This window comes from Knoellia koreensis, assembly GCF_013041615.1.
GTDB classification, from domain to species: domain Bacteria; phylum Actinomycetota; class Actinomycetes; order Actinomycetales; family Dermatophilaceae; genus Pedococcus; species Pedococcus koreensis.
Window position 1 is genome coordinate 286,446 of sequence record NZ_JABEPQ010000003.1, and the last position, 12,967, is coordinate 299,412.

At 71.2% G+C, this 12,967-nt stretch carries 8 protein-coding genes and 1 tRNA gene; 3 read left to right on the plus strand and 6 right to left on the minus strand.

Going from position 1 to position 12,967, the window contains the following annotated elements; translation table 11 throughout:
- Positions 1–73 precede the first annotated feature (73 nt).
- Both HJG52_RS14900 and HJG52_RS14905 read left to right on the plus strand, forming a co-directional pair.
- Entirely contained in the window at positions 74–2,221 is a 2,148-nt protein-coding gene (locus HJG52_RS14900; protein WP_171244404.1) for an ArnT family glycosyltransferase, read from the plus strand.
- Positions 2,218–3,495: a glycosyltransferase gene (locus HJG52_RS14905; protein ID WP_171244405.1), complete on the plus strand. Its 1,278-nt coding sequence runs from the start codon at positions 2,218–2,220 to the stop codon at positions 3,493–3,495. The genes HJG52_RS14900 and HJG52_RS14905 overlap by 4 nt, the downstream gene beginning before the upstream one ends.
- On the opposite strand, the gene HJG52_RS14910 is transcribed toward HJG52_RS14905, so the two are convergent.
- The 3 genes from HJG52_RS14910 to HJG52_RS14920 all read right to left on the minus strand — a co-directional run bounded on the left by HJG52_RS14910 (position 3,429) and on the right by HJG52_RS14920 (position 6,098).
- Positions 3,429–3,977, minus strand: a complete 549-nt coding sequence (locus HJG52_RS14910) for a hypothetical protein (protein ID WP_171244406.1) — start codon at positions 3,975–3,977, stop codon at positions 3,429–3,431. The genes HJG52_RS14905 and HJG52_RS14910 overlap by 67 nt on opposite strands.
- Before the next feature lie 343 nt (positions 3,978–4,320).
- Positions 4,321–4,413, minus strand: a tRNA-Ser gene (locus tag HJG52_RS14915).
- Positions 4,414–4,556: 143 nt separating this feature from the next.
- Complete coding sequence (locus tag HJG52_RS14920; protein WP_346767761.1) at positions 4,557–6,098, minus strand: LCP family protein; 1,542 nt, start codon at positions 6,096–6,098, stop codon at positions 4,557–4,559.
- A 289-nt stretch (positions 6,099–6,387) separates the two neighbouring features.
- Between HJG52_RS14920 and HJG52_RS14925 the strand changes: the two genes are divergently transcribed.
- Positions 6,388–8,319, plus strand: coding sequence for a penicillin-binding transpeptidase domain-containing protein (locus HJG52_RS14925; RefSeq protein ID WP_171244407.1), 1,932 nt, complete (start codon positions 6,388–6,390; stop codon positions 8,317–8,319).
- A gap of 139 nt (positions 8,320–8,458) precedes the next feature.
- Here HJG52_RS14925 and HJG52_RS14930 read toward each other — a convergent pair whose 3' ends face one another.
- The 3 genes from HJG52_RS14930 to HJG52_RS14940 all read right to left on the minus strand — a co-directional run bounded on the left by HJG52_RS14930 (position 8,459) and on the right by HJG52_RS14940 (position 12,892).
- The gene (locus HJG52_RS14930; protein ID WP_056915917.1) at positions 8,459–8,662 is read right to left on the minus strand and encodes a cold-shock protein; all 204 of its coding nucleotides are present in this window, start codon (positions 8,660–8,662) and stop codon (positions 8,459–8,461) included.
- 243 nt (positions 8,663–8,905) lie between these two features.
- Positions 8,906–9,823: a dihydropteroate synthase gene (folP, locus tag HJG52_RS14935; RefSeq protein WP_430413352.1), complete on the minus strand. Its 918-nt coding sequence runs from the start codon at positions 9,821–9,823 to the stop codon at positions 8,906–8,908.
- An 84-nt stretch (positions 9,824–9,907) separates the two neighbouring features.
- The gene (locus HJG52_RS14940) at positions 9,908–12,892 is read right to left on the minus strand and encodes a M36 family metallopeptidase (protein WP_206070860.1); all 2,985 of its coding nucleotides are present in this window, start codon (positions 12,890–12,892) and stop codon (positions 9,908–9,910) included.
- Between the last annotated feature and the right edge of the window lie 75 nt (positions 12,893–12,967).

Here is a 12,967-nt window from a genome sequence, read left to right on the forward strand (position 1 = left end):
CCTTCCTCGACCCATCGGCCGGGCTCAGGAACGGCACAGCCACAGCACAGCCGACCGGCGAAATCTGGTTGGCATGGACACCACGACCTTCAGCCCGGCCGCGTCGACGATGGACCCGGCACAGGAACCGGCCACGTCGACCCGGCCGCACCCGACCGACCAGGTACCGCCCACCTCGCGGCTCGGCCGCTTCTGGCGCGGTCCGGTGGGTGACCCGGCCTGGGCCCGACCGGCGCTGCTCGGTCTGCTGGCCGCCACCGCCGCGCTCTACCTGTGGAACCTCACCGCCAACGGCTACGCCAACTCCTTCTACTCCGCAGCCGTGCAGGCGGGCAGCGTCGACTGGAAGGCGTTCTTCTACGGCAGCTCCGACGCGGGGAACTCGATCACCGTCGACAAGCCGCCGGCGGCGCTGTGGGTCATGGCCCTGTCGGTGCGGCTGCTCGGGCTGAGCTCGTTCAGCATCCTGCTCCCCGAGGTGCTCATGGGAGTCGCGACCGTCGGTGTGGTGTACGCGGCCGTCAAGCGCCACTTCGGAGCCGCCGCAGGCCTGCTCGCCGGCGCGGTCATGGCCCTGACGCCGGTGGCCGTGTTGATGTTCCGGTTCAACAACCCCGATGCCCTGCTCGTCCTGCTCATGGCCCTCGGCGCGTGGGCGACGATGCGGTCGATCGAGCTCGGTTCGGCGAAGTGGTTCGTCCTCGTCGGTGTGCTCGTCGGTCTCGGCTTCCTCACCAAGGCACTCCAGGTGCTGCTCGTGGTCCCGGCGTTCGGCCTGGCCTATCTGCTCTTCGCGCACACCACGCTGCGCCGTCGCATCACCGGCGCACTGCTCGGATCGGCAGCGATGGTCCTCTCCGCCGGCTGGTGGGTCGCGGTCGTGGAGCTCGTCCCCGCGAGCATGCGGCCCTACATCGGCGGCTCGCAGGACAACTCCTTCCTGTCAGTGACGTTCGGCTACAACGGTCTGGGCCGGTTGAGTGGTGACGAGACCGGCTCGGTCGGCGGCGGAAACGGCTGGGGCACAACCGGATTGGGCCGCATGTTCAGCTCGACCATCGGTGGCCAGATCTCGTGGCTCATTCCCTCGGCGCTCGTTCTGCTGGCAGGCGGGCTCTGGTTGCGGGGACGCGCGCCACGCACCGACACCCGCCGCGCCGCCTACGTCGTGTGGGGCGGTTGGCTCCTCGTGACCCTGGTGACCTTCTCGTTCATGGCCGGCATCTTCCACGAGTACTACACGGTCGCCCTGGCACCGGCCGTGGCCGCTCTGGTCGGGATGGGTGCAGCCGAGGCCTGGGAACGGCGCAGCTCCCTGGTGGGCAGGGGTGCGCTGGCCGTCGCCACGGCTGCAGCCGCCATCTGGTCGTGCGTCCTGTTGGCCCGCACCGACTGGACCAGCGTGCTGCGCCTGTCGATCCTCGTCCTCGGCCTGGCGAGCGCCCTCGCGCTGCTCGTCATCACCCAGCTGCACCGGCGCTTCGTGCCCCTCGCCCTCGCCGGGGCGGTCGTGGCCGCGCTCGCCGGCCCCGCGGCATACAGCATCGACACCGTGCGCACGGCGCACACCGGCTCGATCGTGACCGCCGGCCCGGCGACCCTCGGCGCAGGACCCGGGGGTATGCCGCGTGGTGGCCCGGGCGGGTTCGGGCCCCCTGCCGGCGCGGGACAACAGGGCATGCCTCCCGGCATGCAGCAGGGCGGCTTCCCCGGCGGCGCCCCGGGTGGTCTCCCCGGGGGCACCACCGGCGGCACCACCGGCGCACCGCGCGGCGGCATGGGCGGCCTGCTCGACGCCTCGACGCCGTCCACGGAGGTCGTCGCGGCACTGTCCGCCGACTCCTCCAGCTACCGCTGGGTGGCCGCGGCGATCGGGTCGCAGAACGCCGCAGGCCTCCAGCTCGGCAGCGGGTTGCCGGTCATGGCGATCGGCGGGTTCAACGGCAGCGACCCGTCACCGACGCTGGCGCAGTTCCAGCAGTACGTCGCCGACGGCGACATCCACTACTTCGTCGCCGGCGGTGGCATGGGTGGTGGCCGCGGCGGACTCGGTGGCGGCATGGGCGGCGCGGGCACTGCGGGGCAGATCTCCGAGTGGGTGCAGGCGAACTTCACCCAGGTCACGATCGGCAGCCAGACGTTCTACGACCTCACCCAGCCACTCGGCTCGACGTCCGCCACCGGCGACACCGCCGCCGACAGCACGGCCCAGACGACATGAGCTCGGCAGCGTCCGAACCCGGCCCGGTCCTCGAGGTCGTGGTGCCCGTCCACTGCGAGCAGCACACGGTGGCCGCCTGCGTGCGGCGACTGCACGACCACCTCACGCACACCTTCCCCTACCCGTTCCGGATCACCGTCGCCGACAACGCGAGCACCGACGCGACGGTGGCGACGGCCAGGGCCGTGGCGGCCGAGCTGCCGGGGGTTCGGGTGGTCGAGCTCGCCGAGAAGGGGCGCGGGCGGGCCCTGCGCCGGGCCTGGCTTGCCTCCGACGCCGAGGTCGTCGCCTACGTCGACGTCGACCTGTCCACCGACCTCGACGCGCTGTGGCCGCTGGTGGCACCACTGCTGTCCGGCCACTCCGACCTCGCCATCGGGTCGCGTCTGGCCCATGGGTCGCGGGTGGTCCGCGGACTGCGGCGCGAGGTCATCTCGCGGGGCTACAACCTGCTGCTGCGTGCCTTGCTGGGGGCGCGGTTCACCGATGCCCAGTGCGGGTTCAAGGCGATCCGGGCCGACGTCGCTGCCGAGCTGTTGCCGCTCGTCGAGGACGACACCTGGTTCTTCGACACCGAGCTGCTCGTGCTCGCCGAGCGGTGCCGGCTGCGGATCCACGAGGTGCCCGTCGACTGGTACGACGACCCCGACTCCCGGGTCGCCATCGTCGGCACGGCCCTCGACGACCTGCGCGGCATCCGGCGCCTGCGCCGGTCACTCGCCGCTGGGGCACTCCCGGTGAGCGACCTCGCCGACCGGCTCGGGCGGCATACCCCCACCAGCGGCTCGGCCGCGGCCACCCTGCGGCAGGCCGGCCGGTTCGCCGTCGTCGGCGCCGTGTCGACGGTCGTGCACCTCGGCCTCTTCGCCCTGCTCGAGCCGGCCCTCGGATCGGCGCAGGCCGCCAACCTGCTCGCACTCCTGCTCGCCACCCTCGTCAACACCGCCCTCAACCGGAGCTGGACCTTCGGTGTGCGCGGACGGCAGGACGTGGCGCGGCACCAGGCCCAGGGGCTGGCGGTGTTCGCACTGACGTGGGCGCTGACGTCGGGGGCGCTCGCCGGGCTGCACTGGGTGGTGGCCACACCGTCGACCGCCGTCTCGACGACGGTCCTCGCCGGGGCGACCGCAGCCTCGACGGTGCTGCGCTTCGCTGCGATGAGGTCCTGGATCTTCCGGCCGGGCGTGGCGACGCCCGACGGCTCCGGTCAGTACTCGGTGAGGATGAACGAGCCGTCGTCGTCCTCGAACACGACCACGCCCGTCCAGTCGTAGCCGTCCACGCTCCCGTGGCAGACCGTGACGAGACCCTGACCGACCTGCGAGCGCTGCGGGCACTCGACCTGGTCGACGAAACCGCCGTCGTCCTCGACGATCCGCCGGAGCTCGGCCTCGAGGTCAGGGCCCTGGACGCCCTTGTCCACCACCGTGATCGAGCCGTTCAGGGCGTACGGCATGCCGGCGCCGCTGACCATCCCCACCACCAGGAACCCGCCAAGCCCCAGGACCCCGAGCAGGGCCAGCGAGCTCAGCACGATCGCGGTGATCGCGAGGCCTCGCCCACCACGCGGGGGCGGCTGCCCGACGTATGCCGGCTGGCCGGCGGGCGCGGGCTGGTTCCACTGCGAGATGGGCTGGGTCTGTCCGCCCCAGCCCGGGCTGGCGGGGTAGGGCGCCTGTGCTGGCTGCGACGCGGCCGGGGGACCCCCGGGGCCGGGCGGCGCGAACGGGTTCGGCGGGACGGGTGGGACGGACATGGCTCCTCCAGTGGTTCCCGGCCAGCATGGGGCGGCAGGCAGCGTTGCGGAGGCGTTTTGACCGATCTGTTACGCGGGCCGAGCTGAATGGGGACCCGCAGGGTATGCCGCGCAGGCGCCCACCACTCGTTGCCCACCGCTCGGCACCCGCAGCCCGAAACCCACCCCAGTGCCGAGCGACCGGCAACAGGTACCAGCGCCAACGGCTGGGTTGGGTGCCTGCGCGGAGGCGGAGGGAGCCGTCACACCGGGGCGCTTCGCGCCGAGGGGTTCCTCCACAAATCCCCCATTCCCGATACACGAGGACGACCTCGACGAAAAGCGTGTCGGGGTCGTCCTCGTGTGGCGGAGGCGGAGGGATTTGAACCCTCGATGGGCGATTAACCCAAACCGCATTAGCAGTGCGGCGCCATAGACCGGACTAGGCGACGCCTCCACGCCCGGCACGTCACCGCAGCCGAGCCCGCACAGGGTATCCGGCCGACGCCAACCGGAGCAAAGCGGCCCCGGCCGCCGCGGCGAGCAGGCACGAAAGTCCGGCCACGCGGCATACCCGAGCCACCACCGGCGACCACGACGTCAGCTGCAGATGTCCTGGTTGGCGGTCCGGGCCTTGATCGTCGTGGTGGCGCTGGGCTCGGGCGCCGTCGGGGTCACGGACGGCGACGGCAACGGCTCGGTGCCCAGACGGTTCGGCACCTCGACCGCCTGCGGCGAGTCCAGCCCCATGCTCAGCTCCAGCGTCGAACCCAACAGCTCGTCCTCACGGGTCTGCGCGCCGGGGAAGGCCGCCGCGACGGTGCGCGCCGCCTCCGCCTTGCCGGGGCCGTACCGCACGACGACACCCTTGGTCGGCTTGCCGCTGCCGGTGATGTAGCCGTCGACCCCGAAGCCCTGCACTGTCAGCGCGGCCGCGGCCTGCTTGGCCAGACCCGGCACGCCCGAGTCGTTGATGACCCGCACCCGCACCTTGTCCGGCGACACCGTCAGCGCCGGCTCGGTCGTGGTCGGCGACGCCGTGGCCGTGGTCGTGCCCGACGGGACCTTGGTGCCCGGCAACGGCTTGTCCTCACGCATCGCGGACCAGATCGTCTCCGCGGCCGGGGTCCACTGAACGCGGTTCGGGTCTGCCGGGTACGGCTCGGTCGGCAGCTTCACGAACCGGATCTGGTCGGTGCCGATCCGGGCGACGCTCTGCGCGATGTCGGTCATGGTGCCGACGTCGAGCCCGTTGTCGGTCGTCATCGCGCCCGTGGCGGCGTTGAGGAACCGGAACAGCTTGTCCGGACGCAGCAGCAACGACGACTTCGTCGCCTCCTGGATCACCGAGGACAGGAACGCCTGCTGCCTGTCGATGCGGCCCAGGTCGGACCCGTCACCGATCGTCTTGCGCACCCGCACGTAGCCGAGGGCCTGCTTGCCGTTGACCTTGGTGCGGCCGGCGGGCAACTTCAGGTGGCTGTCCTCGTCGTCGATCGGCACCGGCGTGCAGACGGTGACGCCGCCGAGCGCGTTGACCATGCTCTCGAACCCGCGGAAGTCGACCTCGATGAAGTGGTCGATGTAGATGTTGGTCAGGCCCTCGAAGGTGCGGATCGTGCACGGCGCCCCGCCCTGGGTGAAGTTGGAGTTCCACTGGCGGATCACGCCGTTCGCGACCGTGTCCTGGGGGTTCTTGCAGTTGCGCGGGGCCTTGGTCATCGAGTCGCGCGGGATCGACACCACGATGGCGGACTTGCGGTCGGCCGACAGGTGCACGATGAGGTTCGTGTCGGACCTGGCGCCGTAGACGCCGTACTCGGTCTGCTGCTTGCCGAGGTTGGTGCCGGCGCGGCTGTCCGAGCCGATGATCATGATGTTGAGCGGCTTGAGGTTGGTCTGGGCATCCGTGGTGGCGACCTGGCTCGGGCGGTTGCCCAGGGCCGTGGCGATGTCGACCCGGTGGATGTTGCCGTTGAGCTTCACGTATGCCGCGAGGCCCAGCACCAGCACCACGACCAGCACCGCTGACACCCCGAAGATCACGCGGCGCACCCACGGGTGTCGCCGCTGCCCCGCGGGTCGATCCGAGCGGCGCAGCATGGTGGGCTCGCTCACGGGTGCCTTTCGGTCGGGGGTCACGCGGTCAGGATCACGCGGTCTGGAGATCGCGGCCGCCGGGGCAGGCGGACGTCGGCGACGGATCGCCATCGGGAGTGTACGGGCGCGGGCTGGGTGCCCGGGCCACTTGCACTACTACAGGAGGACTACTTGAACGACGCCGTACCGGCGCCGTTGGTTGCCTCAACGCGCGAAGTGTCCGGTTCGTCCCCATCGGCGTGCGTGCGCCGTTCCCCTTGACGGTCCCCCCGGTGACCCGTCCACCGGGCGCCCAGACTCGTGCCCAGACTCGTGGGGTTGGATGTGGGACATGACGAAGCGAACCGTGGTGGGGACGGTGGTCGCCGTCGCAGTCGTGGCGGCAGCGGCCGGTGGCGGCTGGTGGTGGTACGACCAGGGGCAGCGCAAGGCAGACCAAGCCGCACAAGCCGCCATCACGGCATACGCGAAGGGCTGGCAGAAGCGGTCGTTCGGCGACGTGACATTCGAGTCTGCCGTGGGCAACGACCGCAGTCCGGCCGAGTGGCAGGCGGACTTCGACACAGTCACCTCCGGCCTGGGCAAGAGCACCCCGGTCACCGTGAAGGCCGAGCCGGTCAGCCGGGAAGGCGACCGCGCGTCGTCCACCTTCCGCGTCACCTGGACGCTGGCCGGCGGCGTGCCGTGGACCTACACCGTCCCCGTCAAGGCGCGACTGGACGACAGCGGCGACTGGCGCATAGTCCCCCCTGTCGACGCCTCGCCGTGGCACCCGGAGCTCAAGCCGGGCGACAAGCTCACCGCCACCCGCACCTGGGGCACGCGCGGCGACCTGCTCGACCTCAAGGGCAAACCGCTCATGCCGATGGGCAAGGTCTACCCGGTGCAGCTCGACCCCGGCCGGGCGAACGCCGACACCGCCCGCGCGCTGGAGAAGATCGTCGACGAACCGGCGGGCAGCCTCGTGGCCAAGCTCCAGGCCGCCCAGAAGTCCGGCTCGAAGGCACCGATCGCGGTCATCACCTACCGCCAGGCCGACTTCGACGCCCGCCGCGACAAGCTCGACGCGCTCAAGGGCGTCATCTACCCCGCCCGCGAGCAGCCCCTCGCCTCCTCCCGCACGTTCGGCCAGCCGCTGCTCGGCTCGTTCGGACCGGTGAACGCCGAGATGGTGGACAAGGGCAAGGGCCGGTATGCCGTGGGCGACTTCGCCGGCACCAGTGGCCTCCAGGGGCAGTACGACAGCGTCCTCGGTGGCACCGCGGGGGTGAAGGTCGTGTCGAGCGGCCGGCCCAGCACCCCGATGTTCGAGAAGGCCGCCGTCGACGGCTTGGACGTCCAGACGACACTCGACCCGACCGTGCAGGCCGCGGCCGAGAAGGCCCTGACCGGCACCAAGGACATCCCGTCGGCGCTGGTGGCGGTCGACGTCAAGAGCGGCGGCGTCCTCGCTTCGGCCAACTCCCCCGCGCTCGGCTTCGACCGGGCGATCACCGGCCGCTACCCGCCGGGGTCGGCGTTCAAGGTGGCCACGACGTACGCGCTCCTCACCGGCAACAAGGTCACGCCGACGACGCAGGTGAGCTGCCCCAAGACGCTCACCGTGGACGGCCGCTCCTTCAAGAACTTCGAGGGCGGCGCCATCACCAACCCGACGTTCGCCGAGGACTTCGCGCAGTCGTGCAACACGGCATTCATCCAGCTGGCCGACAAGCTCGGCGACGACGACCTTGCCAAGGCCGCCACGGCCCTCGGCATCGGCACCGGCTGGGGCAAGGCGCTCGGCGTCGCCAACGCCTTCGACGGCAGCGTCCCGACCAACAACGGCAAGACCGACAAGGCCTCCGCCTCGATCGGGCAGGGCCGCAACCTCGTGTCGCCGCTGGCCCTCGCGCAGCTGGCCGCGAACGTCGCCCGCGGCTCGACCGTGCCCCCGTCGCTGGTCACCGAGCCCAAGCCGGCCGACGACGTCGACCGCACCCCGAAGCCGCTCGACCCCAAGGTCGTGACCCAGCTGCAGTCACTCATGCGCGGCGTCGTCACCAGTGGCTCGGGGACGGCGGTCAAGGACGTCCCCGGCGGACCCGTCCACGGCAAGTCCGGCACCGCCGAGTTCGGCGACAAGAACCCGCCGGAGACCCACGCCTGGTTCATCGGCTACCAGGGCGACGTCGCGTTCGCGGTCCTCGTCGAGAAGGGCCGCAGCGGCGGCTCGGTCGCGGCCCCCGTCGCCAAGGCGTTCCTCACCGAGCTCGCCCGCTGACCCCGCTGTTGCGTCTGCGTGAGTGGTGGCCATGGCGACCACTCACGCACACGCAACGCACGCGGCATACCGGCAACGGCGAAGCCCCCCACCGCAGGCGGTGAGGGGCTTCGCGAAGACCGGTGTGTGGTTGCGGTCCTCAGATGGGGCGAACGGCGTCAGCCTGCGGACCCTTGGGGCCCTGGGTGACCTCGAACTCCACACGCTGCGCCTCGTCCAGCGAGCGGTAGCCCGAGGAGTCGATCGCGGAGTAGTGAACGAACACGTCGGGGCCGCCGCCGTCCTGGGCGATGAAGCCGAAGCCCTTTTCAGCGTTGAACCACTTAACGGTTCCCTGTGCCATGGGGTAACTCTTTCCTTTGTAGCCACTGGATCCCGCACCTCGCGGGACCCCCGGCTGCCGTACACAACCCCACCGACGAGACATGCCCGCCCTCTGATGAGAAAGGCCCGACGCTGATGCTGCTGCGACGGGCTTTTCGTCGATCTGCGAGGAACTGCTTTTGCAACCGTCACAGACGCTAGCACGCGGGTGGGTCACCGTGGAGGTCGGCGAAGTCAAATTCTCGTATGCCGCGTGTGCACCTCAGGTGCCCCGGACCGCGCGCACGGGTGGGCGGTCGCCGCGGATGACGGCCACCATGTCGACGACCCGGCGCGTGGCCCGCACGTCGTGTGCGCGGAACACCGTCGCACCCAGCCACGCGGCGACCGCGGTCGCGGCCAACGTTCCCTCCAGCCGTTCGTCGGCCTCGAGCCCGAGTGACTCGCCCACGAAGTCCTTGCGCGACAACGCCTGCAGGATCGGGTAGCCGAGGCCGGCGAGGTCGGCCGTGTGGCGCAGCACCTCCAGGGAGTGGGCGGTGGTCTTGCCGAAGTCGAGGGTGGGGTCGATGAGGACGCGCTCGGCGGGTATGCCGGCTGCGACGGCCCGCGCGGCGCCGTCGGCGAGGGTGCGGATCACGTCGCGGACGACGTCGAGCGGGTCGGCGCCGTACGTCACCTTGACCGGGTCGGTGCGCGGCGGAAGGCCGCCGGTGTGCGATACGACGACACCGGCGCCGATCTCGGCGGCCACCTCGACGAGTGCAGGGTCATGACCGGCCCACGTGTCGTTGACGAGGTCGAGGCCGTGGGCGCCGGCCTCACGGGCGACCTCGCTGCGCCAGGTGTCGAGGGACAGCACGAGGTCGGGGTAGGCCTGGCGGGCATGCTCGACGAACGGGATGACCCGGTCGATCTCCTGCCCCGGGCTGACCTGCTCACCCTCCTGCCCGGCGCGGACGCCGCCGATGTCGACGATGTCGGCGCCGGCGGCCACGTGGTCGTCGAGCGCGCGCTTGGCCGAGTCGAGGTCGGCGTGCCGGTTGCCCGAGAAGAACGAGTCGCTGGTGCGGTTGATGATCGCCATCACCGCGGGTCGGGTGCAGTCAAACCTGTTGCCCCGCAACACCAGTGGGGGTGTGCGGGGCAGGTCGAGCGGCGCCGGTTCGATGCTCGTCACGCCCACATCCTCGCAGCCCCGGAACGGCGACGGCCGGGCGCCCACCGTGAGGTGGGCACCCGGCCGAGGCACGCGGCATACCGGTCAGCGACGCATGGCCTGGAACTCGGCGACGCCGATCTTGCCCGAGTTGGCAAGGGCCGCCGGGCAGTCCGTCGTCGATCTCGGGTCGTTGTCCTGCTCGCCCTGGAAGTCGGGACCGCCGGTGCACTGGTTGGTGACCATCCGTAGCCGCAGGTGCGTCGCTGGCGTCTGCGGGACCTCGAAGGACCGCATCAGCAGCTGCGACGGCACCGGCTTGGGACGGTCACCGGGGAAGGCGTCCGCCGGCGAGGTGAAGATGCTGCGGTAGTCGCGGTCCTCGGTGCAGGTGACCACGCCCTTGGCGTCGCAGGCGAGCACCTCGAACTGGCGCAGGGTCTGGAACCGGCCGACTCCCGTCGACGGTCCGGTCATCGCGCTCACCTGGACTCGGCGCACGACCTGACGGCCGCCCGCGAGGTCGACGGTGAACTCGCGCTGGGACGCCGTCGGCGCGTTGACGGTCGCGGCATTCGTCGCCTCATCGCCATCGACGAGCAGCGGCAGCGCCGTGCCCTCGCCTGCGACGGTGGCACCAGCCGCCGTGCTCGCCAGGTTGGTGACCAGCTTGACCGGGAAGTCGCGCACCTGGCCGGGCTTGGCCTCGAGCGTCACCCGCGACTGGGCGTACCCGGGCGCGGTGACGGTGTAGGTCATTGACCCGGGCACGACGGTGACGCGATCGGTCATGGTGGTGGTGGGGTCGGTGTCCGCGACCGGGCGGCTGCGCACGCTGTAGTCGCCGACGTAGAGGTTGGCGCCCGCGACCGGGCGCCCGTCCTCGTCGACGGGGGTGAACCGCAGCGTCGCGTTGTTCGCCCGGGGCGAGTCGAAGCCGGGACGCGGCGCCGTGTCGGTGCCGGTGCTGGAGGACGCACTCTGGCCCATGCCGCGCTTTGCGAACGTGTTCCACAGGATGTCCTGGTTCGCACCGTCGAACCGCAGCAGGTCGGCGGCCAGCATCGCGTTGCGGGCGTCGAGCATCGACACGTTGCCGTCGCTCATCAGCAGCCACGCGTCGAACACGACCTGCGCCCAGCGGCGGCTGCCCGGGCACGACTCGACCGGGGTCTTGCCGGTCGCGCACGCCTTCATGGTCGCCGCGTCACCGAGGCCGTAGCGGTCGACGAACTTCGCCCGCAGCTCGGTCAGCGTGGCCGACCAGATCGCCCCGTCGGAGTGCACCTGCGGGCCCACGACGTCGTAGCCCACGTTGGAGTAGTTGAGCGGGCTCGTGGCGAAGTTGTAGGTGCGGTTGCCGTGGTCGGCGTTGGCGTTGGTGTAGACGGCGCGCGAGGTGAACAGGCGCGTGAGCGGCTGGAACCCGTTCTCCTGGATGAACTCCAGGCCGATCATGTCCGACCAGCTCTCGCCCATCGCGCGGGCCTGGTGGCTGGACAGGCCGCGGTCGGGGCCGGCCGCCATCCGGTTGCTGATGGCGTGCGTGTACTCGTGGCCGACGACGGTCGTGTCGTAGCCGCCGTCGACGCACGGCGAGTACCCGGAGCCGCCGATCGGCTGGTAGAGGTACATGCCGGTGTAGGCGGCGCCGCCGTCGGCGCCGGTGCCCTGGAACGCGTTGTTGCGGGCGTCGCCGACCGCGTCGTACTGCGACCAGCCCTCCTCGGAGTCACCGCCGAGACCGCCCTTGCCGTAGTTGTCCTCCTGGAGGTTCCACGCGGTCTCGGTGAAGCCCAGGTGGTAGGACCAGTCGTGCAGCCGGTTGTGCGTGGCGAACATGTGGGTCGCCGTCGCGTAGACGTCGTTGCCGCCGGGCTTGCTGTAGTTGTCCGGGTTGCACTTCGCCTCCTGCCACGCGTTCGTCCACGGGAAGGCGTACTGCCGGGTGTCGCTCTTCGGCGGGTACTGCGCGTCGCCGTCGGTCCACTGGCCGAAGGTGAACGCGTTGTTGCCGACGGTGGTCCCGGAGGGAGCGTCGGTGGCGGGGTCGATGTCCCACGGCTGCGGCGACGCCGGGTTGGCGACGGCCTCGGTGCAGCCCGGTCCGGCCGTCCAGCACCACGTCGCCCGCGTGTCCTGGGTGGAGTAGTCCAGCGGCGGGGTGGGCGTGAACACCTTCCACTGCGGGTTCTCCGGCGACTCCTCGTGGTCGACGAGGTTCTCGCGAACGAGCACCTCACCGGTCACGGCGTCCACGTACACGGCATACGCCTTGTCCGGTCGCTCCACGACCTCGACGTGGTACGCCGCGCGGGCGGCCTGGCCGGGCACCGGCACCGCGACCTCCTTGACGCGCTGGTCGCGCTCGAGGCCGTCGGCGGTGAAGGTGCGCCACCCGCCGTTCGCCGACCTGTTGGTGGCGCTGCCGCGCTCGGTGATGTCGGTGGCCTTGGCTCCGATGTGCGACGCAGCCCGCGCCAGCGCCTGCTCGGGGGTGAGCTTGGCCGCAGCGGGCGCGCGACGCAGCGCGGTGGTGTCGGCGGGTGCGAGGTTGGAGTTGACGTAGCGCACCGCACCGTCCTTGACGGCGACCGTGACGGTGCCGTCGACGCCTGCGGGCAGCTCACCGAACTTCTGGCGCAGCATCACGATCGTGTTGTCGCCCAATGTGTTTCGCCCGATCACCTCCATCGCGTCGATGTCAGAGGCGGAGAGCCCGTATGCCGCGCGCTCGCCTTGGAGGTACTGCTTGGCGGCCGTGGTCGGGTCCTTCGACAGCCCCGAGGCGAGCGGTGCGGCCTTGGCCGCGAGGACCACCCCGGGCGAACCGAACCGGTTCCACGTCTGCTGCGCGGGCTGCCCCTGCCCAGAGCGCGCCGCATCGGCTGCGGCGGAGCGTCGGGTGCTGCTCGGCGGCACGGCTGCGGGCCGCGTGTCGAGGTCTGCGAGGTCCTCGACCGACTGGGCCGACGCGTTGCCACCTCCTTCCGCGTCGTCGGCGTGGGCCAGGGTGCTCGTCATCCCTGTCGTCGCGACCACCGCCGCGCCCACGCCCAGTGCTGCCACCTTCAGGCGCCATCGAGCCATCACGCCATCCCTTCGTCCTGGAGGCCGTGCGGAGACCTCGTTGCCAGAGTTCGTGCGGAGTCCTTCCGGTCTACG